This is a genomic window from Acinetobacter sp. yr461, assembly GCF_900110445.1.
In the GTDB taxonomy this organism is placed as follows: Bacteria; Pseudomonadota; Gammaproteobacteria; order Pseudomonadales; family Moraxellaceae; genus Acinetobacter; species Acinetobacter calcoaceticus.
In genome coordinates, this window is sequence record NZ_FODU01000004.1 from 235630 (window position 1) to 257641 (window position 22012).

General features: G+C 38.6%; 19 protein-coding genes. 7 read left to right on the forward strand and 12 right to left on the reverse strand.

All coding sequences use genetic code 11. The features are described 5' to 3' along the window. Positions 1–87 precede the first annotated feature (87 nt). Positions 88–1356, reverse strand: a complete 1269-nt coding sequence (rho, locus tag BMW38_RS09320) for a transcription termination factor Rho (protein ID WP_003655059.1) — start codon at positions 1354–1356, stop codon at positions 88–90. 322 nt (positions 1357–1678) lie between these two features. Then, entirely contained in the window at positions 1679–2005 is a 327-nt protein-coding gene (trxA, locus tag BMW38_RS09325; protein ID WP_092707436.1) for a thioredoxin, read from the reverse strand. 279 nt (positions 2006–2284) lie between these two features. On the opposite strand from trxA, the gene ppx reads away from it, so the two are divergent. Genes ppx through BMW38_RS09350 form a run of 5 tightly spaced genes read left to right on the forward strand, consistent with a single transcriptional unit; the run spans position 2285 to position 7384 of the window. Beyond that, positions 2285–3805 (forward strand): exopolyphosphatase, encoded by a 1521-nt coding sequence (gene ppx, locus BMW38_RS09330; RefSeq protein WP_003655061.1) that lies wholly within the window; start codon positions 2285–2287, stop codon positions 3803–3805. Between the two features lie 18 nt (positions 3806–3823). Then, on the forward strand, positions 3824–4645 hold the full coding sequence (locus BMW38_RS09335; RefSeq protein ID WP_003655062.1) for an acetyl-CoA carboxylase carboxyltransferase subunit alpha: 822 nt from the start codon (positions 3824–3826) through the stop codon (positions 4643–4645). Continuing rightward, positions 4582–5985 (forward strand): tRNA lysidine(34) synthetase TilS, encoded by a 1404-nt coding sequence (gene tilS / locus BMW38_RS09340; RefSeq protein WP_092707438.1) that lies wholly within the window; start codon positions 4582–4584, stop codon positions 5983–5985. The genes BMW38_RS09335 and tilS overlap by 64 nt, the downstream gene beginning before the upstream one ends. After that, complete coding sequence (gene proC / locus BMW38_RS09345; protein WP_092707439.1) at positions 5957–6793, forward strand: pyrroline-5-carboxylate reductase; 837 nt, start codon at positions 5957–5959, stop codon at positions 6791–6793. Before tilS ends, proC begins: the two co-directional genes overlap by 29 nt. Positions 6794–6814: 21 nt before the next feature. Continuing rightward, a complete protein-coding gene (locus tag BMW38_RS09350) occupies positions 6815–7384 on the forward strand; it encodes a YggT family protein (RefSeq protein WP_003655065.1) in 570 nt (189 codons plus the stop codon). Positions 7385–7437: 53 nt separating this feature from the next. On the opposite strand, the gene polA is transcribed toward BMW38_RS09350, so the two are convergent. After that, positions 7438–10209 carry a DNA polymerase I gene (polA, locus tag BMW38_RS09355; protein WP_092707440.1) on the reverse strand — a complete coding sequence of 924 codons (2772 nt, stop codon included), beginning with the start codon at positions 10207–10209 and terminating at the stop codon, positions 7438–7440. Between the two features lie 154 nt (positions 10210–10363). Between polA and BMW38_RS09360 the strand changes: the two genes are divergently transcribed. Continuing rightward, positions 10364–13168, forward strand: a complete 2805-nt coding sequence (locus BMW38_RS09360) for a DUF2339 domain-containing protein (RefSeq protein WP_092707441.1) — start codon at positions 10364–10366, stop codon at positions 13166–13168. Here BMW38_RS09360 and BMW38_RS09365 read toward each other — a convergent pair. Together BMW38_RS09365 and BMW38_RS09370 are read right to left on the reverse strand one after the other, a co-directional pair. Then, positions 13158–14075 carry a mechanosensitive ion channel family protein gene (locus BMW38_RS09365; RefSeq protein WP_092707442.1) on the reverse strand — a complete coding sequence of 306 codons (918 nt, stop codon included), beginning with the start codon at positions 14073–14075 and terminating at the stop codon, positions 13158–13160. The genes BMW38_RS09360 and BMW38_RS09365 overlap by 11 nt on opposite strands. Before the next feature lie 9 nt (positions 14076–14084). Then, complete coding sequence (locus tag BMW38_RS09370; RefSeq protein ID WP_092707444.1) at positions 14085–14906, reverse strand: hypothetical protein; 822 nt, start codon at positions 14904–14906, stop codon at positions 14085–14087. 96 nt (positions 14907–15002) lie between these two features. Between BMW38_RS09370 and gspE the strand changes: the two genes are divergently transcribed. Next, positions 15003–16493 carry a type II secretion system ATPase GspE gene (gspE, locus tag BMW38_RS09375; protein ID WP_092707446.1) on the forward strand — a complete coding sequence of 497 codons (1491 nt, stop codon included), beginning with the start codon at positions 15003–15005 and terminating at the stop codon, positions 16491–16493. A 58-nt stretch (positions 16494–16551) separates the two neighbouring features. Here the strand turns inward: gspE and BMW38_RS09380 are convergent, their stop codons facing one another. From BMW38_RS09380 to BMW38_RS09410, 7 genes are all read right to left on the reverse strand, one after another. Next, entirely contained in the window at positions 16552–16983 is a 432-nt protein-coding gene (locus BMW38_RS09380) for an organic hydroperoxide resistance protein (protein ID WP_003655074.1), read from the reverse strand. A gap of 88 nt (positions 16984–17071) precedes the next feature. Then, complete coding sequence (locus BMW38_RS09385; RefSeq protein WP_003655075.1) at positions 17072–17509, reverse strand: MarR family winged helix-turn-helix transcriptional regulator; 438 nt, start codon at positions 17507–17509, stop codon at positions 17072–17074. Positions 17510–17675: 166 nt separating this feature from the next. Then, complete coding sequence (locus BMW38_RS09390; protein ID WP_017391223.1) at positions 17676–18050, reverse strand: DUF4951 domain-containing protein; 375 nt, start codon at positions 18048–18050, stop codon at positions 17676–17678. A 14-nt stretch (positions 18051–18064) separates the two neighbouring features. After that, the gene (locus BMW38_RS09395) at positions 18065–18889 is read right to left on the reverse strand and encodes a carbon-nitrogen hydrolase family protein (RefSeq protein ID WP_092707448.1); all 825 of its coding nucleotides are present in this window, start codon (positions 18887–18889) and stop codon (positions 18065–18067) included. A 26-nt stretch (positions 18890–18915) separates the two neighbouring features. After that, positions 18916–19437, reverse strand: a complete 522-nt coding sequence (gene gigB, locus BMW38_RS09400) for an anti-anti-sigma factor GigB (RefSeq protein ID WP_002117273.1) — start codon at positions 19435–19437, stop codon at positions 18916–18918. Positions 19438–19539: 102 nt separating this feature from the next. Beyond that, positions 19540–20508, reverse strand: coding sequence for an RsbU family protein phosphatase GigA (gene gigA / locus BMW38_RS09405; protein WP_042895048.1), 969 nt, complete (start codon positions 20506–20508; stop codon positions 19540–19542). Between the two features lie 111 nt (positions 20509–20619). Further along, positions 20620–21498: an MlaA family lipoprotein gene (locus BMW38_RS09410; protein ID WP_244524340.1), complete on the reverse strand. Its 879-nt coding sequence runs from the start codon at positions 21496–21498 to the stop codon at positions 20620–20622. Positions 21499–22012 lie beyond the last annotated feature (514 nt).

Here is a 22012-nt window from a genome sequence, read left to right on the forward strand (position 1 = left end):
AAAACTGCAAAATGTATTTTTGTGTAAAGCTTGTCAACCAAATAAAAAGCCACTCAAAAGAGTGGCTTTTTATTGAAGATTAATTGATTAAGTTGAAGCTTTACGTTTCATTTGATCGAAGAAATCATCATTTGTTTTAGTTTCTTTCATACGATCAAGTAAGAATTCCATTGCCGCCAACTCATCCATAGGATGAAGAAGCTTGCGGAGGATCCATACTTTACGTAAGTTATCATCATCCATTAAACGCTCTTCACGACGGGTGCCAGATTTCTTAATATTCATAGCAGGGAAGACGCGTTTTTCAGCGATACGGCGATCAAGAGTAATCTCTTGGTTACCTGTGCCTTTGAATTCTTCATAAATTACGTCATCCATTTTACTGCCTGTTTCAATCAAAGCAGTTGAGATGATCGTAAGAGATCCACCTTCTTCAATATTACGTGCAGCACCGAAGAAGCGTTTAGGTCGCTCTAATGCGTGAGCATCTACACCACCAGTTAATACTTTACCTGATGAAGGAATGACAGTGTTATATGCACGCGCTAAACGGGTAATAGAGTCAAGCAAAATCACAACGTCTTTTTTATGTTCAACAAGACGTTTTGCTTTTTCAATCACCATTTCTGCAACTTGTACGTGGCGAGCAGGAGCTTCATCAAAGGTTGAAGCAATGACTTCACCGCGAACAGTACGTTCCATTTCAGTTACTTCTTCTGGACGCTCGTCAATTAATAGAACAATCAGGAATACTTCAGGATTGTTTCTAACAATAGATTGAGCAATATTTTGAAGTAACATTGTTTTACCCGCTTTTGGCGGTGCAACAATAATAGAACGTTGACCTTTACCAATTGGCGCAACTAAGTCAACCACACGAGAAGTTAAGTCTTCTGTCGTACCATTACCTAGTTCCATAACCAATTGTTCGGTTGGGAAAAGGGGGGTTAAGTTTTCAAATAGAATTTTATTTCGAGAATTTTCTGGCGTGTCATAGTTAATCTGGTTAACTTTGAGCAACGCAAAATAACGCTCACCTTCTTTGGGAGGGCGAATAGTACCTGTGATGGTATCGCCTGTACGCAAGTTAAAGCGTCGGATTTGTGAGGGACTCACATAAATATCATCCGGACCTGCTAAATACGAACCTGCGGCAGAGCGCAAAAAACCAAAACCATCAGAGAGAATTTCAAGAACGCCATCACCAAAAATTTCTTCGCCATTCATTGCATGGCGTTTCAAAATGGCAAAGATAATATCTTGCTTTCGGTTACGAGCCATACCTTCCAGGCCCATAAATTCAGCAATTTTAATTAATTCACCAATTGGTTTTTTCTTGAGTTCAGTTAAATTCATAAGGGTCAGAATTAGGAAAGAGTAGAGTGTGGTTTAAAAAGAAGAAAAATCGCTCGCATACAAAAAAGATTATCGCAATTGTATTTACACAATAACAATTCAGAAGTCTGATTGATTGTTTCGAAGAAAAATGTGAAAAAACAATTTCTGTTGCCGAGTGGCGATCTTTATGTTTGTGTCTTGTAAGAAGCCGGACGAAGATGATTCCCTTCAGTGCCTCTTGAGCATGTAATATAAGCCAGCTTAGTTAATTTGTCAATTTATAGCCGAAAAAAATACGCTATAAAAAAGTATAGCGTATTTTCATTCTTAGCATTTTGACTTAAACATTTTCATCAATAAAGCTAACAAGTTTAGAGCGAGGTACAGCACCAATTTGTTGAGCTACGACTTCACCATTTTTGAAAAGTAATAAAGCAGGAATATTACGGATATTGTATTTCACCGCAATATCTTCGCAAGTAGTTACATCAACTTTAACAATTTTTACTTTACCAGCATATTCACTTGATAAGTCTTCAAGAACAGGTGCAATTGCTTTACAAGGTGCACACCAACCTGCCCAGAAGTCAACAAGTACAGGTGTTTCAGCGTCTAGAACATCTGCTTGGAAGTTATCATCAGTTGTATTTACAATAGTCGCAGACATGGTACGGCTCCAATTTTTAGAAAAAAGTGCTATTACTACAGGAGAAAATTATCTCTATCAGTATTACATAGCTACTTAGTTCAATGTAAGGGTTTGATGCTATTATTCAAGGCTTAACTAAATTTGTCTAATGGATGCTCACGATATTCATCATCGACTTGTACAATCAACTCATAAATAGAAAAATATAAATGACAGTTAATTGTTGATGAAAATGGCTTTTCAATTGCATTCTTGTGAATTACTCTAGGCGTGAATTGTTATGGGTTTAGTTCAATAATGTCTGACTTTCTGATTGATGAAGAATTACTTGCCGCCATAGATATGGGGTCGAACAGTTTTCACCTTGCAATTGCACGGGTAGATCATGGTGAAGTTAAAAAAGTTGCTTCGATGTCAGAAAAAGTACAGCTTGCAGCTGGTTTGGATGAAAATAAAAATTTAACAGAAGCAGCTCAGCAACGTGGTTTGGCATGTCTAGCGCGTTTTGTTGGCAGATTGAGTTCTGTTCAACCTAATCGTTTACGAATTGTGGCTACTAATGCCTTGCGTCAGGCAAAAAATGGTCATGAATTTATTCAAAAAGCTGCAGAAATTTTACCTAAACCTATTGAAATTATTGCAGGACGAGAAGAAGCCCGTCTGATCTATTTGGGCGTATCGCATACCATGGCCAATGGTGGACGTCGCTTAGTTGTTGATATTGGTGGGGGTTCTACCGAATTTATTATCGGTGAAGAGTTTGAACCGATTTACACCGAGTCATTACAAATGGGTTGTGTGGCCTATACAACAGCCTATTTTTCTGATGGGGAAATTACTCAGAAATCATTTGATAAGGCCGTAGTTGCTGCCCGTAAAGAGCTTTCTGCTATTGCAACGACTTATAAAATGGAAGGGTGGGATACTGTCGTTGGTTCGAGTGGAACGATTAAAGCCTGTCGCCAAATTATGGTTAATATGGGCTTAAGTGATGAACAAGAAAATGTCACTCGAGAAGGGTTATACAAACTTAAAGATAAATTACTTAAGTTTAAAAATGTTTCTGAAATTGATTTTGAAGGATTAAGAGAGGATCGACGAGCAGTTTTGCCAGCCGGATTGGCAATTTTGTACGCAGTTTTTGAAGTACTAGAAATTGATCGTTTGGCATATTCTGATGGTGCATTACGCGAAGGTGTAATGTATGACCTATTAGGTCGATTTAAACATGAAGATATCCGCGACCGCAGTGTACAAGCTCTAATGGGCCGTTATAATGCCGACCCTAAACAAGCAGAACGTGTTGTCAAGACAGCACAACAATTATTTGATGGTGTCGCTAAATCTCTTAATTTAACGAGTGAAGACAGTGACTTACTGCGTCGGTCAGCTTATTTACATGAAATTGGTTTAGCAATTAGTCATGGTGGTTATCATCGCCATGGTGCTTATTTATTACAGCATTCTGATATTCCGGGTTTCTCGCAAATTGATCAAAATCATCTTTCACATTTAGTTGCTCATCATCGTCGTAAATTGCGAAATGATGTAAAAAACGAAATTTTGAAGGCTGGTGGTCATAAATTACTTTACTTAAGTTTATTGCTTCGCCTAGCAGTTTTACTCAACCATAGTCGAAGTGATCAGATGCTTCCTGCCATTGAACTGACCATCATAAATGATCAACAATGGCAGCTTAGTGTTTCTGGTGATGCCAAACAATGGCCATTGTTAGTTGCCGACTTGCATGATGAGCAAGAGCAGTTTAAGCATTGGGACATTGAATTGAATATTCAGTCGGAAAAATTTATCGATTAAAGGGATAATATTCGACCTATGAAAAAATCTACTCAGTCCAAAGCTTGGACAACGGTTCAAATTGCACGTCATCCTGAACGTCCGCAGTTTCTAGATTATGTCGGTGAAATCTTTACAGAGTTTGACGCCTTGCATGGTGATCGTTTGTTTGGTGACGATGGTGCGATGGTAGGTGGTCTTGCTCGTTTTGACGGTCAACCTGTGATGGTCATTGGACAACACCGTGGTCGTAGTACCCGTGAAAAATTAAAGCATAACTTCGGTATGGCTAATCCTGAAGGTTACCGTAAATCTCAGCGTCTATTAGATATGGCTGAACGTTTTAATCTTCCGGTTTTCACATTTATTGATACTATGGGTGCTTACCCAGGTGTTGGTGCTGAAGAGCGTGGACAAGCCGAAGCAATTGCAACTAGCCTTGCTCAACTTTCACGTTTGAAAGTTCCTGTTGTTGCAACAGTACTGGGTGAGGGTGGTTCTGGTGGTGCTTTAGGTATTGGTGTGGCTGACAGAGTAATTATGTTATCCCACAGTATTTATTCTGTGATTTCACCAGAAGGCTGCGCATCTATTTTATGGAAAACTGCTGAAAAAGCGGCTCAAGCGAGTGAAGCTTTAGGTTTGACAGCAGACAAATTACAATCTCTAGGTATTGTTGAATATGTAGTAGATGAAGGCGAAGGGGCACATTTAGACCCTGAGCAAGTCATGCAAAACCTAAAAGTAGTTTTGAAGCAAGCTTTGGATGAATTGCTACCACTGGATGCAAATGAACGATGCGAAGCACGTTATCAACGTTTAATGAAGTTTGGCAGCGCAAATTTAGGCATAATGTCTTAAAGCAGGCTCAACTGTTTTCAGAAAATATTTCTTTTCTTATTGGATGTAGTGGCGGCATGGATTCAATGCTGCTACTACATTTGATGTCTCAAATTTTCCCTCAAAAGATTCGAGCGATTTATATCGATCATCAACTGCAATCACAAAGTGCAGAATGGGGGAAACTCGTTGCTAAACAAGCTACTCGCTTAGATATTCCTTATATTATTCAAAAAATTCAAGTTGCCGACGGTAATTTGGAAGCTCAAGCACGTCAGGCACGTTATCAAGCTTATCGACAGCATTTACAAGCCAACGAAATTTTAGTGCTTGCTCATCATCAGCAAGATCAGGCTGAAACGTTAATTTTGAGGTTGTTATCGGGTGCAGGTGTTGATGGATTGGCTGCCATGCAATCTATTGATTATCGTGCAGACATGACAATTTGGCGTCCTTTTTTAGATTTAACTCGTGAGCAAATTGCCGATTGGACTACTCAACTTGAAATTGAGTATGTAAATGACCCTACAAATTATGATATTCATTATGATAGGGCGTGGTCACGTGAGGAACTTTGGCCTTTTTTACAAAACCGCTTTCCTAAAATGCAGCAAGCACTTAGTCGAACCAGTTATTTGATGCAAGATGCTTCTGAAATTTTAGAAGAAGTTTTGATAGTCGATTTAAAGCATTGTGGCACTGCTGAGTGTTTAGACTTAACTAAATTGTTAGATTTATCGGCTGCCCGTCAGCGCCAGTTGCTTTCGGTTTGGATGAAAGGTGATGGGCAATATCGACCTGCATTTGAAATGGTCGAGCGCTTAAAAAATGAAGTGATTGATTCAAAGTCTGATGCACAAGCTGCATTACACTGGAATCAGTTTTACTATGTCCGTTATCAACACCATCTTTATAGATTGAGTAAGCAGGCTTTTCTTGCTGAAACATTAAGTCCAGTTGAAGCTGAATCGGAGCATCATTTCCAAATGGGAGAAATAGTGCATTACGCTTCAGGAAATTTTCAGATTAAACAAAAAAAAATCGGTTTGGCTTCATCTTTATTAAATGAAAAATTGAGAATAATTCGACGTCAAGGTGGGGAGAAAGTCCATTTATATGGCCGTATTGGTCAATGGCCATTAAAAAAAGCAATTCAAGAAGCACATATTTTGCCTTGGCTTCGTCATACAATTCAAATATTAGTCATAGATAATGTTATGCTTGGGGTTTTTACACCGAAAGGATTTTGGTTGGCTCAGTCTCCGTATTGTGAGCAAGGAGGATGGCAACCAGATTTAATTTCTCATTCTTGTAATCTGGTAAATGGCGAATATGGTTATGGCAAGTGCAGTAAATTGTAATATCTGTTTTATTGGTGGCGGTAATATGGCCCAAGCTTTAATTGGCGGGCTGGTTTCAAGAGGTTTACCACCGACACGTATTACAGTTTCAGATCCTGTTGAACAGATCCGTCAATTATTACAAGAGAAAGAAGTCCACGTAACACAAGATAACGTGGTTGCAATTCAAAATGCTGATGTTGTCGTACTGGCGGTAAAACCCCAAGTTCTGGCGACTGTTTTACGTCCCTTGAAAGGTCTGTTATCAGATAAATTAGTCATTTCAATTATTGCTGGTGCTGAAATTCAAACAATATCAAATTTAATTGATAGCGATCGAATTGTGCGAGTTATGCCAAATACACCAGCTCTGGTTCAAACAGGCGCGCATGGTATCTATGCAAATGATGTAGTGGGTACTTCGGATCGTGAATTAACAAGTCAGATTTTAGCAGCCACAGGCTTAACAATTTGGGTAAACTCCGAAGCTCAAATTGATGCGGTAACAGCAGTTTCTGGCTCAGGTCCTGCATATTTTTTCTATCTCATGGAAAGTATGATCCGTGCGGGTAAAAATTTAGGGCTAGATGAAAAAGTTGCAACCGCTTTGACTCTTCAAACGGCGTTAGGTGCAGCTCAAATGGCAATTACCAGTTCAAATACTCCATCTGAACTTCGTAAGAATGTGACATCGCCAAATGGTACAACACAAGCTGCACTTGAAGTTTTTGACCGTGCACAAATCTCCCAAAATATTCAATCTGCATTGGCTGCTGCACAGAAGCGTAGCCAAGAATTGGCTCAAGAATTGAGTGACAGTGCGAAATAGCTTAAATAGGATAAGACAACTATGGGTGCAAATTCTGCGCTAATTTTTGGAATTTTAATTAATGTCGCGATTTTATTGGTCTTTTTCCGTTTTTTAATGCAATTAGCGGCAGTAAGTCCTTATAATCCTGTGGTTTTATCGACCGTAAAAGCGACTAAAATTGTTGATATTTTTGGCCGAATTTTTCCGACGGTCGCAAAAGGCCGATTTAATTTGGCTGCGTTGGTTCTTTTAATTACATTGTATTTACTGAAAATTTTCGGTGTGATGTATCTTTCTGGCTCTATGCCAAATAGTCCGATTCATTTACTGATTCTGACATTTGTAACTATGATTCAGGATTTGATTCGTTTCTGCCGTTATTTAATTTTCGCAACAATCATTTTGAGTTGGGTTGTCATGTTTACTCAATCGCGTTCACCTTATATTGAGGTGATTCAAGATTTAGCTGAACCATTACTCGCACCATTCCGTCGTTTATTGCCTAATATGGGAATGATTGACTTATCTCCAATTTTGGCATTTTTGGCACTCTATATTGCCGAAATTTTAATGAATGAAGTTGCTAAAGTTCTTTTAACTGGTCTTTAAGCTGATTCAATAAAAAAGGGCTGTATTTCACAGCCCTTTTTTATTTCTGTTAATTAATGAGCATCATCCCAGTTTAGACCTTGTCCTACTTCAACAAGTAAAGGCACGGAAATTTTTAGAACTGATTCCATGATATTTGCAATTTGCTTAGAAAGCTCATCGGCAATGTTTTGATCTACTTCAAAAACTAATTCATCGTGTACTTGAAGAAGTAATTTTGCCTGATCTTTTGGCAGAATTTTATCTACTTCAATCATCGCAAGTTTAATAATATCAGCTGCACTACCTTGTAAAGGTGCATTGATCGCAGCACGTTCGGCAGCCTTACGTACCATCACATTTCGTGCATCAATATCTGGTGTATATAGACGACGGCCTAAAATGGTTTCAACAAATCCTTGCTCTGATGCAACTTGACGCGTGCGTTGCATATATTCATAGATACCAGGATAACGTTGGAAATATTGCTTGATATAGTTTTGCGATTCTTGACGTGTGAAGCCTAATTGACGAATTAAGCCAAACTCAGACATACCATAAAGTAGACCAAAGTTTACTGCTTTGGCTTGACGGCGTTGGTCATTGGTCACATCTTCAATTGCAATACCCAATACTTCGGCAGCAGTACGACGGTGAACATCTTGTCCGTGCTGGAACGCATGTACTAACGCATCATCTTGAGAAAAATGTGCCATTAAACGTAGTTCAATTTGCGAGTAATCGGCAGCCAATAGAACTCGGCCTTCTGGTGCAATGAATGCTTTACGAATTTGACGACCAATTTGTCTACGAATTGGAATATTTTGTAAGTTAGGATCAGAAGAGGAGAGGCGGCCTGTTGCTGTTAAAGCTTGATGGTAGCTCGTATGTACACGATGCGTATCGTTATGAGACTGCTCAACTAAACGGTCCGTATAAGTGCTCTTTAGCTTTGCCAATCCGCGATGTTCTAAAATAATTTCTGCTAAAGGATGCTCAATTTTTTCTAAAACACTTTCGCTTGTACTGTATTGCCCAGTTGCGGTTTTTTTACCACCTTTGATTCCTAATTTATCAAATAGTATTTCGCCTACTTGTTTAGGTGAAGCAATATTAAAAGTTTCATCTGCAATTTCCATGGCTTGGTTTTCGAGCCCTTCCATAGTTTTTGCAAATTCAACACTTAATTTATCTAGGAATGCGTGATCTAAACGAATTCCATTCTCTTCCATACCCGATAAAATTCGGGCAACCGGCATTTCGATGTTATATAAAATATTTTCTAGCTCAGGAAATGGCTTAAGTTTATTTGAAAGTACTTCATATAAACGATAGGTGACATGAGCATCTTCTGCTGCATAGTGGGCAGCGACTTCAATCTCAATTTGATTAAATGTTTTCTGCTTTGCACCTTTGCCAGCAATTTGCTCAAAAGTCGTTGTTAAGTGACTTAAGTAGACACGAGCAACATCATCCATTCCATGACGAGTCGCTGCCGCATTCAATACGTAAGATGCCAACATGGTATCGAAATACCAGCCTTTTAACTCAATTCCATGATTTGCAAAAATGTGTGCATCATATTTGAGGTGATGCCCAATTTTTTTTACCGCTTCATTTTCTAATACAGGCTTAATCTGAGCCAGAATTTGCTCACGGTTCAGTTGCTGTGGAGCATTTTCATAGTTATGCGCTAAAGGAACATAATAGGCATCTTGCGCATCAAATGCGATTGAAAAACCGACCATCTCCGCAATACGATAGTCAAGACTCGTGGTTTCTGTATCAATGGCAAAATGATCGGCATTTTGCATGCGTTGCCAGAGTTGATCCCATGCTTCTTGAGTTAAAACCGTATGATAATTCGCAGTCCCAAGCTGGTCATCTTGACTGGTTAAGCTTGCCTGATCTTCAGTTTCTATAGAATCAGCCGGTTTAACTTCATCTTGAACTACGACCTGTGAAACTTGTTGTTTATAACTTGAGCTGTTCGGATTATTTGGATGATCAAGTGACTGTAACTGATTTCTAAACTCAAGCTCAGTATATAGGTTGCGTAAAGCATCAACATTTGGGTCGATAAGCTTTAATTCATGCCAATCGAGTTCTAAAGGAAGATCGCACACAATGCTTGCTAACTGATGATCAAGCTTAATATTGTCTAAATTATCTTTGATATTCTGGCTAATCTTGCCTTTAAGCTGGTCTGCATTGGCAATGATATTGTCTAAAGTGCCATATTCAGTCAGTAATTTGGCTGCTGTCTTTGCGCCTACACCTGGTACACCCATAATACCGTCAGATGCATCACCCATCAGAGTCAAGTAGTCGATAATCTGATTTGGCCAAACTCCAAATTTTTCAAAAACACCGTCGGTGTCCATTACGCGATCTTTAAAACTATCTTCTAACTTTACATGATCATTAACTAATTGAGCCATGTCTTTATCTCCAGTCGAGATAAGAACATGGTGTCCTTCGAGTACGGCACGTTTAGCAAGTGTACCGATAATGTCATCTGCTTCTGCGCCAGGGAGACTATATAAAGGAATACCTTGAGCTTTAATCAATGCATGTAAATATGGAATTTGTTGAGACAACTCTTCGGGCATGCTTGGGCGGTCACCTTTATAGATCGGTGAAAGCTTATGACGGAAGGTTGGTTCGGGGGTATCAAAAATTACGGCCATATGCGTCGGTTGCATACGACGCATCAATTTTTGAATCGCAGAAATTGCTCCACGTATTGCATTGGTATGTAACCCTGTAGAGGTCGTCAATGGTGGTAATGCATGATATGCACGAAATAAAAAATAGGACCCATCAACCAAGACAAATGGTGGCATTGAACAATTCCTTAATCTGAATTACGGGTATTTTACGTGAAAACGGATATGAATGCAGATTTATGATTTTTGCAGTATTTTGTATGTATAAATATACGCTTGTATTTGCTTAAAGTAAGATGACATGTAATGAAGGTGTTATATTGCTAAGCCCATGTATAAAAAAGACAAACAGGGAATGATCATTGTTTTGATCGCTTTGACTTTGTTTTTAGCCATGTCAATTGGTTTTAAATTTCATAGTGCCGTTGTTGTTTTATCTATTGCATTTATCGTAATACTGGTTCAGTTATTGTCGAATCTGCATCGGCGTCTGACACATTTAGAACAACAGTTTTCTCATCAAGCAACTCCTCTTTATTCTATTCGTATGCAAACAACAGTGATTTATGCGGCTGCCTTGGTTGCATTAGTTGCTTATATGAATCACTGGATGTGGATTGCTGGCGGTGCATTACTGGTTTTATTGTTATGTTTGGTCCAAACGATTAGTGCATTTCATACTCGACTGTTGTACCTCGAGACAGCAAAACAAACTGTTCATGTAAATGAAGTTGTAAATACAGATGCTGTAACACCCGTACTAGAGCCAATTGATCCAAACAATATGATCAAACCAGCTCTACCTGAAACGAACACTTTAGATCAAAAAGAAAATCTAGCTCCTGTACAAACTGCATGGTGGCAACCAGCAATAGATTGGATGGTGCATGGCAATCCAATTTTAAGAGTTGCTGTTGCTGTGCTCATGGTTGGGGTAGTGTTATTACTGCGTTTTGCAAGTGAACACTGGCAGCTGAGTTTAGGTGTGAAACTTGGATTTATCGCTATTGCTGGAAGTGTATTAACGGCATTTGGATATACCTTACAAAAGAAAAATCAACTTTTTGCTGTGGCATTGCAAGGTGTCGGACTGGCAGTTGTGTTTCTAACACTTGTGTTCTCGCATCATTTTGGTGTGATTGCCAATCTAACTACAGCTAGCATCTTATTTACTATTTTATTAGCAATCACTGTATTTTTAAGTTTAAAGCAACAGGCGATTTATTTAGCTATTTTAGCACTCGGCATGGCTTATGCTGCCCCTTTAGTTATTCCGCAATATCGCCCTGATGTGGTTTTCTTATTCAGCTACTATTTGGTTATTAATGTTGCGGTTGCCGCCGTTAATTTTATTCAGCCTTGGAAAATCTTAAATCAAATCGCTTTCTTTGCCACGATGTTTATTGGTGGCAGTGCGATAGCATTTTATGCAGAGCCAGCAAAATTTGACACATTGGACTGGATTTTATGGTTGCATATAGGATTATTTATTTGGTTAAGTGTGCGTTATAGCCAGAATATAGCTCGTGTTTCAGAGCATGAAAAACAAGAAGGGATTCGTGTACCTCCTTTATTAGATGTTGGTCTTATTTTTAGTGTTCCAGTATTAGGCTTTACATTACACGCTTATTTAGTTCATGAGTCTACACAAGCGTTGACGATTGGTGCTGCTGTTTTGGCTGGGACGTATGCAGTATTAACTTTCTGGATCAAAAAGAGTCATCCTCAACTTTCAGTACTAGCAAAAAGCTTTTTTATTCTTGCCGTTGCATTTTTTGCCTTAATCTTTCCACTTGCGAAAGGGGCACATTGGACTGCAATTGGTTGGGTTGCTCAAGGTACGGCCCTCATTGTATGGGGAGTAACTGAGCGCTACCGGTTGAGCCGATATATTGGTGTCGTTTTAGTTTTATTAAGTTCAATTGCGCTGTTTTATCAATTTTGGGCAAATGAACAATTCCCAACATTGAGTACAAGCATTTATGCAATTGCCCAATTTATTTCAGCCTTCTATTTGTTGCAGTACAACAGCAAAGAGCAATACTATTTTAGTGCCAGCATGTTTAGCGGTATCTTCTTATGTTTAGGGATGTATGCGGGTGCTGTAGCAGGTGTAGAAATAATGGCATGGCACCATCATGGTTTGAGTCCATACTTGATGATTGCTATAGCTCTAATAGCAATATTTAGTTTAGTTGTTCACTATAAATTGCGTGTGCAATGGCAAAGTTTGCAGTTAATTTTAGTTAGCCTGTTACTGTTATTAATTTTTGGTGAGGTCTTTTCCAGCCAAGTATTCACTATGTTTAAATGGCCGAGTATATTGCAACAGGGCACTTTCCTTATTGCTGCAATTGCTCTTAGTGTCTTATTTATTATGGCTCAACCGCAGTCAGGTCAGTCTGGATATTTAAAGGTCTGGGCTGGTTTAAGTTTCTTAGCATTAGCAACGGTGGGGTTGGCGATCTTTCCACAAATGCCAATAGTTGCTTTGGCTTTTGTACCCGTAGTTTATTCACTCTGGGCATATAAGTCCCATAAAACTGCTTTGTTACATCAAATTCCAGTGTGGTGTTTAAGTCTACTCTGGTTGCTTGTAGTGAGTGTCGACATCCATTCTGCTGAGTACCTTTATTTTGTTCCTTTGCTTAACTTAACTGACTTCCTTTCAATTACAGTATTCGCAGGTCTACTCTTTATTATCTATCAACATGCTTTTGATCAAGATAAATCGCTTGAGTGGACTTTTAAAATTACAACAATTCTAGTGGGATTATTAGTATTCAGTAGTGTGGTGGTCAGAGGTTTGCACTATTACTGGGCCACACCACTATGGAGCGCTGCAATTTGGACAAATGGCGTAGTACAGTTAAGTTTGACATTACTTTGGGTCGTATTAGCGTTCATTTTAACCACATTCTCAAGTCGAAAAATGGTTCGTCAATTGTGGTTTGTGGGTGCTGCGCTTTTGGGAATTGTCGTATTAAAACTAATTTTGCTTGATCTATCGCAAAGTGCGACTTTAACTCGAGTCATTTCATTTATTGGAGCAGGTGGGGTAATGCTCATTATTGCTTATTTGGCACCATTACCACCGTCATCCGCTGTACAGAAAAATGAAGAGCCTAAGCTTTAGGCTCTCGATTTAATTCTTTTTGATTACTGTATTGATCGATATCATCTTCAGCAAAAACAGTAGGTGGTCGATCAATCAAACCCATTTTAGGAACAGGAATTTCAATCTGATTATCTAAAAATCCATTTCGAATTCTTTCTTGCATCTCATCTCGGACTTTTAAAGAATTTTCTTGTCTACACCACATTGCAAATAAAAGTTCAATTGATGATTCACGAAAGGCCGTAACCGTAACAGCAGGCTTTGGGTCATCTAACACAAGCGGATAATGAGCTGCTACATTAAGTAGAACTTCGCGAACTTTTATGATGTCTTCATGGAAGTTAATTGCGAGTGTAATTGGAATACGTCGTATTGGGTATTTAGATAAGTTGTGTACAGGCGCGCGAATAAGCTGTTCGTTTGGCAGACGAATATAAACATTGTCGAGTGTAAGTAATTTTACAGAGAGCAGGTCGATTGAGATTACTTCACCTTCAATCGTATTTCCACGAATGAGAGTAATCTGGATCGTATCACCGACTTCAAACGAACCTTCGCCAATTAAAAATAAACCACTGATTAAGTTACTGGCAGACGTTTGGGATGCAAAACCAAGTGCTACGGTTAGAATCCCTGCCGCGCCAAGGAATACACTGAGTTTAAAACCAGCTTCTTTTAAACTCGTCATAATGAAGAGTAAGAAAATAAAATAAAAAATACCGCGCCGCCACACCAAACGTTGATGAGCATTAAAACGTGAGCCAATGGTTCTAATAAATGTATTTGAAATAATACGGGCAAGAACAAAACCAATAAAGCACAGTACAACACCGACTAAAATTTCACTAATACGTTCAGTATTGATATTGGTAAATATACTGGTGAGGCTATCAGCGATATCCTTAGGAATACTTGTATCAGCCATATAAACCTCTTAAAAGAATGAATCAAACATATTGAATAATGCTCCACCAGGTGAACGTGGTGGATGAACATAGGTCACTTCACCCGCAAGTGGTGGAGTGCGGTTTTCAATACGAATGCGTGCGGGACGATCAGAGCCTTCATAGAAAACTTTAATTTGAGAAGTCCATAAACGCCCAGTACTTTCACTGTAAAAAAGAGGCAGAGCGGTAACAGGTACATTCATGCGGTCAAAACGCAATTGATGATTACTGGTATTGTGAAAATCAATTGGAGTAACAGCACGAAACGCACGGGGTGTTAACAGGTTCAAATCGGTACGCCCATCTACGGAAGTGGCATAACAGATTTCGCCTTGCTGGGCATTTGGACCAAACCATGTATCTTTGGGCTGAATTAGAGGAATTTCAAATAAAGGCTCATGCTGACTTTCAACTAAACCGGCAATCCATAGCGGTGTACTAATATAAAGAGTCCCGCGTTGTCCCGCTGGAATGTAGATAGGATCAACGGGTTTAATGACTACGGAACGGTCTGCCAGACGTGGCATAAGTAGAAATTCTGGACTAGTTTTCCGGAACATGTAGCGTTCTACTTGAACAGTATGCGGAAAGGCAAAATTCGGATCTGCGATTGGGTGCCAATCTTGCTCATTATCATCCTGAAGAGATGGGCGATAATATTCGATACGCCATTCCTTTATGCCACGCGTTAGACGAAAAAGCATTGAACCGAATTGCCATGCTTTAGCCTGATTAATTTCAAAGTGCTGTTCGCCCCACCATTTTAAAGAATTCTGGGGACGAGGCTGATATTCATTATTTTCAAACAAGACGTAAAATTCCTCTACCGAGTTGTTAAACAGACTTCACGCTGTAATCTGCTTAGAGTACACTCAAAATCATCTTACTCATCATTATAAATTGTGATGCAAATATTGAAACAAATACAAGTTCCATATAGTTTTGCCAAGCGTCATGGTGTTTTATTTCGTTATGACGGTGATCAAGTATTTATTATTAGACGTCAGAACACTGAAAAAATTGCATTGCAGGAAGCAAGACGAATTCTAGGTAAGCCAGCTCATTACCAATTATGTACTGAACAAGAATTTAATGCACTGCTTAGTACAAGTTATGCGCGAGATACAGGGGAGTCACAAGAAGTTGCAGCAGGTTTAGAAGATCATCCTGATTTATTAAGCTTGGCCGATCAAGTTCCAGAAACAGAAGATCTGATGGACCAAGAAGATGATGCCCCAATTGTTCGTCTTATTAATGCGCTACTTTCAGAAGCAATTCGAGTAGGAGCTTCTGATATTCATATTGAAGCTTTTGAAAAGAAACTATCTGTACGATTACGTGTAGATGGCCAATTACGTGAAATTGTACAACCACGCCGTGAGTTGGCGCCTTTGCTGGTTTCACGTATTAAAGTCATGGCAAAACTCGATATTGCGGAAAAACGGGTGCCGCAAGATGGGCGTATTTCTTTACGTCTTGCTGGACGTGAAGTAGATGTACGTGTTTCGACTTTACCTTCATCGCATGGTGAAAGGGTTGTAATGCGTTTGCTTGATAAACAAGCTGGTCGTCTTAATATGATCCATTTGGGGCTGATGGCAAATGACTATGAGCGTTTAACTCAGTTAGTACATCGTCCGCACGGGATTATTTTGGTAACAGGTCCTACAGGCTCGGGGAAAACGACGACTTTATATGCAGCCTTATCGGATCTAAACGACAATACGCGTAACATTTTGACAGCCGAAGATCCGATTGAATATCAACTTGAAGGTATTGGGCAGACACAAGTTAATACCAAAGTGGATATGACTTTTGCCCGTGCTCTAAAGGCAATGTTACGTCAAGATCCAGATGTGGTCATGGTGGGTGAGATTCGTGATCTGGAAACTGCTGAAATTGCAGTACAGGCATCATTAACAGGTCATTTGGTTTTATCTACACTGCACACCAATACCGCTATTGGCGCGGTCACCCGACTTAAAGATATGGGGATTGAACCATTCTTATTATCGAGCTCTTTAATCGGAGTGATTGCTCAACGTTTAGTTCGTACTTTATGTCAACATTGTATGACATGGCGTGAAGCAGATACTTTCGAAAGACAGGTATTTCAGCATATTCATAGTGAGTCTATGTTGAAGTTACCACAGGCTCAAGGGTGTGATCATTGTTCACATTTAGGTTTTAATGGGCGTATGGCTATTTATGAAATCGTGCCTGTTGATGATTCTATGCGCCGTCAGATTCACGGAAATGCGGCTGAATATGAATTAGAAAATCATGCTCGTCAGTACTCTGGCTCTATTCGTGATGATGGTTTACGCAAAGTACTTACAGGTAAAACTACACTTGAAGAAGTGCTTCGAGTAACCAATGAAGCAAGTGAAGCATAATTTGTAACTTGCAATAAAAATGCCCGATATGATTCGGGCATTTTTAAAACTTGAAAAATTACTCAGTTACAATATTGAAGTTCACATCAATATTATTGCGAGTTGCATTTGAATATGGGCAAACGATATGAGCTGCTGCAACTAACTTTTCAGCTTCTTCACGATCCATGCCAACCAAGTAAACATTTAAAGTCACTTCAATACTAAAACCTGTAGGAATTGGACCAATACCTACTTCGCCTTCTACATACGCATCTTTGCTAATATTAAATTTATCGCGGTTGGCAACAAACTTTAGAGCTCCTAAAAAGCATGCTGAATAGCCAGCTGCAAATAATTGCTCAGGATTTGTTACAGCACCACCAGCACCACCCATTTCTTTAGGTACACCAAGTTGTACATCTAATACACCGTCTGATGAGGTTGCACGGCCATCACGACCACCGGTTGCTTTAGCTTTTGCGCGATAAACAACTTTTTCTAATGACATCGTTTTTATTCCTAAAATAAATTGAATACAAATATATCGTACACGACTTAATTATTTTGACAAGTATATTTTTTGAAAAAATTGCTGTTTATTTGACTAGGTTTGTACGGAGTTTAGTAAGTTGATCTTTTAGGTCCAGTAGCGTTGTCATATCACATGAACTTGCATCTAATACTTCGGCTGGAATATTCATTGCCTGATCTTTTAATTTTTTTCCTTCATCGCTTAACGTAATAATAACTTGGCGTTCATCTTGTGTTGAGCGAGTGCGATGAAGAAAATGTAGGGCTTCTAATTTTTTCAAAATAGGGGTGAGAGTTGATGATTCTAAAAAAAGCTTGGCACCAATTTCTGAAACAGTCACTTCATCCTGTTCCCATAAAACTAACATCACCAAATATTGAGGATAAGTAATACCCAAAGGTGTTAGGAGTTTTCGGTAGAGCTGATTAAGAGCTAAATTTGTTGAATAGACGAGGAAACATAGTTGATTCTCAAGCTTTAAATTTTTACAGTCTTGGTCCATATATTCCTCAAAGAAACTAATATTGCTTTTGTAGTATATCGCGTTCTATTCAGTTTCTTAAATGTTCATAAGAATAGGTTATGAATAAAGTAAATTAAGGGGCATAAAAAAATGGAATAATTAAATCAATTATTCCATAAGATAAAAATCTTTTAGATAAAATTGTCTACCATAAATCTGCAATTTTTTTCATTAAACGCGCACGATATTTAGCGGTAGGATTATTTACACTACGTTGTTGCTCTTGTTCATAAAAATCTTTCCAAGCAGTAATCATTTCAAGTGTTGTTCCTTGTTTTTTAATCATAGAAACATCTGCTGGTTGAATATTTTCTAAACGTTGTCTTGCGCCTTCTGCGCCAGTTCCCCATCCAATTATTCTTTGGCCAAATGCAGGCAAAGGAATATCTTTAGGAGTAGAGGGAAGAATATCTGATTTGAGTTGTGCGGTTGGTGAAACGAAATGATTCGTTGTGCCAAACTCTGCATAACAATGAATATTTGCCCCCAAGCAAAAAAAGCTAAATAAGTATTTCCACATGAATAATTAAACTTTTAATAGTGAATCAATTTACGGTGTGTCATTAGAGGCATTGAAGAACGGACGAGATCTTGTGCTGTTAAATCAAAAGGTACAGTGATTAAACCATTCCCTTCATATCCAATCATACTTAAAATTTGACCACGACTATCTGTTGCCCCCGAGTGTCCCCAGGTTTGTCGTTTTTCACCATGCCAGCCCTGTTGTGCTGCACCTAAAACATAACATTGGCTATCCATTGCCCGAGCCTGTAGCAGAAGTTGCCAATGCATTTGCCCAGTTGTGTAGGTAAATGCAGCAGGAGCAGTAAGAAGATGAGCGCCTTGTTGTCTTAGCGTTAGAGCAAGCTCTGGAAAACGTAAGTCATAACATACCATTAAGCCAATATTGCCAAAAGGGGTAGATGTGACTACTACGTCTGTTCCTGGTTCAAAGAAACGAGACTCTTGATAACCACCGACCGCATCACCAACTTGTACATCAAATAAATGGATCTTATCATAACGTGCTTCTGTACGCTCAGGGCTGATACAGAGGCTAACGGTTCGGACGCGACCATCTTGAATCGTAGATCCATCTGGACGGAATGGACATGGTAAGGTTCCAGCCACAATCCAGATTTGATATTGATGTGCTAGTTGCTCAAGCCTTTGTTGAATAGATTCAAATTGCTCAGCAGTTTCACGTTGTTTTCCAGCAGCAAAACATACAAAGTTTTCAGGGAAAACAATCAAGCTAGCATTTTGCGCCTTGCTTTGTTGAATCAAAGACTCAATGACTTGAAAATTATTTTCAATATCATCTTGAGAGTTCATTTGAGCAACAGAAACAAGGGGCATATTCTAATCCGGCTTAATCGTGAAAATCAGGCATTTTGCTTATCCGATACCTGTTCAAGCGTATCTTGTTCTTTCTGTAACTGCTTCACAAGTGGTTCAAACATATTCTGATTGTTTGCATTGAGTTTCATCAATGTCTTATGTGCATCCAGAACAGTTCTTAGCATTGCATTATGAGTGATTTGTTCATCTGTTAACGTTAACGTACAAACATTAGGATCACCACAATAATTCAAAATGACAAAAACCTGCCCTAGCCCCATACTGTTGGCTAAGGTTGTGATATCTGGATTGGTAGATAGCATCACAGCTTGAATATGATGAGTCTGTTTCAGCTTTAAACCTAGCTTAGCTAAGATACCTAATACAGTACTATCAATAAATGTTGTTTGGGTTAAATCAACGATTGCACCAACAACATTCTCTTGCTGTTCAATTCTGTTTAAAAGTTTGTCTAGACTTATACAAGAATGGGCTCGCACTTCACCAATAAGTTTGAAAATATGCGTTCCATTTAAACTTGCATATTCAACATGACCTGTTGACATATAAATGCCATTTTCAGAGAAGGATAGAAAAATTATCACATAGTGCCATCTCAGACTCAAGAGTCCTTAGGTCGTATATTATGTAATTAATTGATTCGTAAATTAATTCATTCGACAAAGACTGAAGATGGCAATATCATCGGCCACATGATCGGGTGCTTGAAATGATTGATTTTGCAAATGATGGACCAATTGTTGGAACTGATCATTCAAACCACCATCAAAGGGTTCGAGGGCTCCATCAGAGCAAACAATAAAGCGCGCATGGCGATTTAGTGTACAAATATGCTCTTCAACTTCGAGTTCATCAGTTAAACCTAATGGAAAACTGCTCGTTGTTAGAATTTTAGGTGCTTGATTGGGCTCAAAAATGATAGGAGGGGGGTAATGCCCAGCACTTGACCAACGAAGAGTGTGCGTTTCAAGATTTAAAATACCCACAACAATCGTAATGTGCTTTTCAATATTTTCTTGAACCAACATCCCGTTTAATTTTTTAATTAATTGTCTTGGGGTTTTAGATCGACCATGGAAAGCTGCCATCCATGATGTTAACAAACTACTCGTTACACCATGACCTGAAACATCTGCAAGATAAAATAAAACTTCTTTATCGTTTAATTTCCAATAGTCATACCAATCACCGGAAAGATAAGCCGAAGGCTGAAAGAAAGTTTCAACTTCATAATTTAATAAATCGATTGGGTTTGGTAATAATCGTTTTTGCAATTCAGCAGCCGAAGGTAAGTCACGGCTATCTTGATTACGTTTATATTGAGCATCAATTCTTGATAAGGCTTTGTTTAAATCGTTAGGTAATTGATTCCATACCCAACCTGCAAGAGCACCTGCTTCCCATGCATGAGCTAAAGCGCTACCTTCATTTTCAAAAGCAATTACAATAGTCGGTAAATTCCACTTATAAGTCAGGAAATCTTGTACATCGGCAATTGCAATGATGGTTGGATCATATAAGTCTAAATCATCTATGTTAATGACTTGTAAGCCTGGTAGTTTATCCAAAGCTTGCTCTAAATAAGGAATAGAGCGTGTCGGTTTAATAAAATACATAGAAGATATGGTAGTCCTTTTATATGATCACTTTATTCATCATAGAGTATGTATCATCAAAATCAAGGTATTGCCGAACTCTCAATCCAAGCAATACCTCGATTTCATCTTTTAAGGGTTTTGATTCTCATCTGGTGTATCGTCTGAGTCATCATCAATGAAAGACACATCTGCTGAGTCGCCCTTTTTCTCTGCAATCTGGAATGCTTTACGTTGGAGATATAAGTCTCGAATCATAGCGTATTGATCACCCTGTAAAGTTTGATCCAAGTCCAGATATTGAGCGCGGGTATCAACAGCTTGTAATAGATTGCTTGACCAATAAAGACCCTCTTGATCATCCATAACATATTTTTGTGGACGAGCTTGAGCGTCTACTGCCAAACCAAAACCATCACGCAAAGTACTTGGCCCAAAGAAAGGTAACATAAGGAATGGACCAGAAGGCACACCATAATAACCAAGAGTTACACCAAAATTCTCTTCCTCAGTTGGTAAACCTAAGCGGCCGGCTGGGTCTGCCAAACCAAGAGTAGTTAAGGTATTAATTGTAAATCGGCCTAAAGTTTTTGCTGCACGAGCTGGACGGCCTTGAATAAGCTGGTTAACAGCATTCCATGGTTCACCAAGATTTTTACGGAACTGGCGATAAGAGCCACGTACATCTTCTGGAGTCTTTTCTCTATATTGAACAGCAACAGGACGCAAGAAATTGCGGTCCAACATATCATTAAAAGAATAAATTGGACGGTTCAATGACTGCAAAGGATCTTTAACTAAATCCGGTTGTGCTGCATTTGCATTAATTTTTAAATCTTTAACTTTAATATTTTTTAAATCTTTAATAATTTGTGAACGGGGGTGATTCGGCCCCGTTTCTTCTAATGAACTAGGATTAGCAGATTCACTTATTGTGTTTTCTTGAGCATATATAGAGGTACAAACACCTACAGATAACACGCTTAGTAAAATTAAATTAGAATAATTCATATAATTCCTTAACCGCCAGCCAGGCTAATACTTAATATGCAGTTGGATGGAGATATGCTTTAATACAAAATTGATAACCTATTATCAATGTAAAATTGATCAAATAATATAGATAAAATGCTAAAAAGATTAAAAAACAAACAGACGGTGATATTAATTTAAAAAAGGGGTTGCCAATGTAATTTAATCCTCTATAATGCACATCCATCGGCGGTGATGCAGATAGAAACTTGTTGAAAAACAGTTACTTGGAATTGGGTGAGTTGCTTTAGGCAGTGAATTTGATGAGAAGTTGGTTTTGAGAATAAGTTTTAAAAATATCGAAATTACCTGTTGACTTTTAAGAGATTAAGAGTAATATAGCCGACCTAGCTTGCTGGTGACGAACCAGTAAGAAGATCATTAAGAGATTATGAAGAACAACTTGTGTGGATTTTTACTGATTGATTAATCGAAATATTATCATTGATTGATTGGTTTAAATTACTCGAAGTTTATTTGAGCGAAATTTAAG

Coding starts and splice junctions, on each gene's coding strand:
- BMW38_RS09385 (WP_003655075.1), bottom strand. CDS start 17,509: ATGGACCAAGACTGTAAAAATTTAAAGCTTGAGAATCAACTATGTTTC.
- ppx (WP_003655061.1), top strand. CDS start 2,285: ATGTCTGACTTTCTGATTGATGAAGAATTACTTGCCGCCATAGATATG.
- BMW38_RS09360 (WP_092707441.1), top strand. CDS start 10,364: ATGTATAAAAAAGACAAACAGGGAATGATCATTGTTTTGATCGCTTTG.
- gigB (WP_002117273.1), bottom strand. CDS start 19,437: ATGTCAACAGGTCATGTTGAATATGCAAGTTTAAATGGAACGCATATT.
- gigA (WP_042895048.1), bottom strand. CDS start 20,508: ATGTATTTTATTAAACCGACACGCTCTATTCCTTATTTAGAGCAAGCT.
- rho (WP_003655059.1), bottom strand. CDS start 1,356: ATGAATTTAACTGAACTCAAGAAAAAACCAATTGGTGAATTAATTAAA.
- BMW38_RS09395 (WP_092707448.1), bottom strand. CDS start 18,889: ATGCCCCTTGTTTCTGTTGCTCAAATGAACTCTCAAGATGATATTGAA.
- polA (WP_092707440.1), bottom strand. CDS start 10,209: ATGCCACCATTTGTCTTGGTTGATGGGTCCTATTTTTTATTTCGTGCA.
- BMW38_RS09390 (WP_017391223.1), bottom strand. CDS start 18,050: ATGTGGAAATACTTATTTAGCTTTTTTTGCTTGGGGGCAAATATTCAT.
- BMW38_RS09410 (WP_244524340.1), bottom strand. CDS start 21,498: ATGAATTATTCTAATTTAATTTTACTAAGCGTGTTATCTGTAGGTGTT.
- trxA (WP_092707436.1), bottom strand. CDS start 2,005: ATGTCTGCGACTATTGTAAATACAACTGATGATAACTTCCAAGCAGAT.
- gspE (WP_092707446.1), top strand. CDS start 15,003: ATGCAAATATTGAAACAAATACAAGTTCCATATAGTTTTGCCAAGCGT.
- BMW38_RS09365 (WP_092707442.1), bottom strand. CDS start 14,075: ATGGCTGATACAAGTATTCCTAAGGATATCGCTGATAGCCTCACCAGT.
- BMW38_RS09335 (WP_003655062.1), top strand. CDS start 3,824: ATGAAAAAATCTACTCAGTCCAAAGCTTGGACAACGGTTCAAATTGCA.
- proC (WP_092707439.1), top strand. CDS start 5,957: ATGGTTATGGCAAGTGCAGTAAATTGTAATATCTGTTTTATTGGTGGC.
- BMW38_RS09380 (WP_003655074.1), bottom strand. CDS start 16,983: ATGTCATTAGAAAAAGTTGTTTATCGCGCAAAAGCTAAAGCAACCGGT.
- BMW38_RS09350 (WP_003655065.1), top strand. CDS start 6,815: ATGGGTGCAAATTCTGCGCTAATTTTTGGAATTTTAATTAATGTCGCG.
- tilS (WP_092707438.1), top strand. CDS start 4,582: ATGCGAAGCACGTTATCAACGTTTAATGAAGTTTGGCAGCGCAAATTT.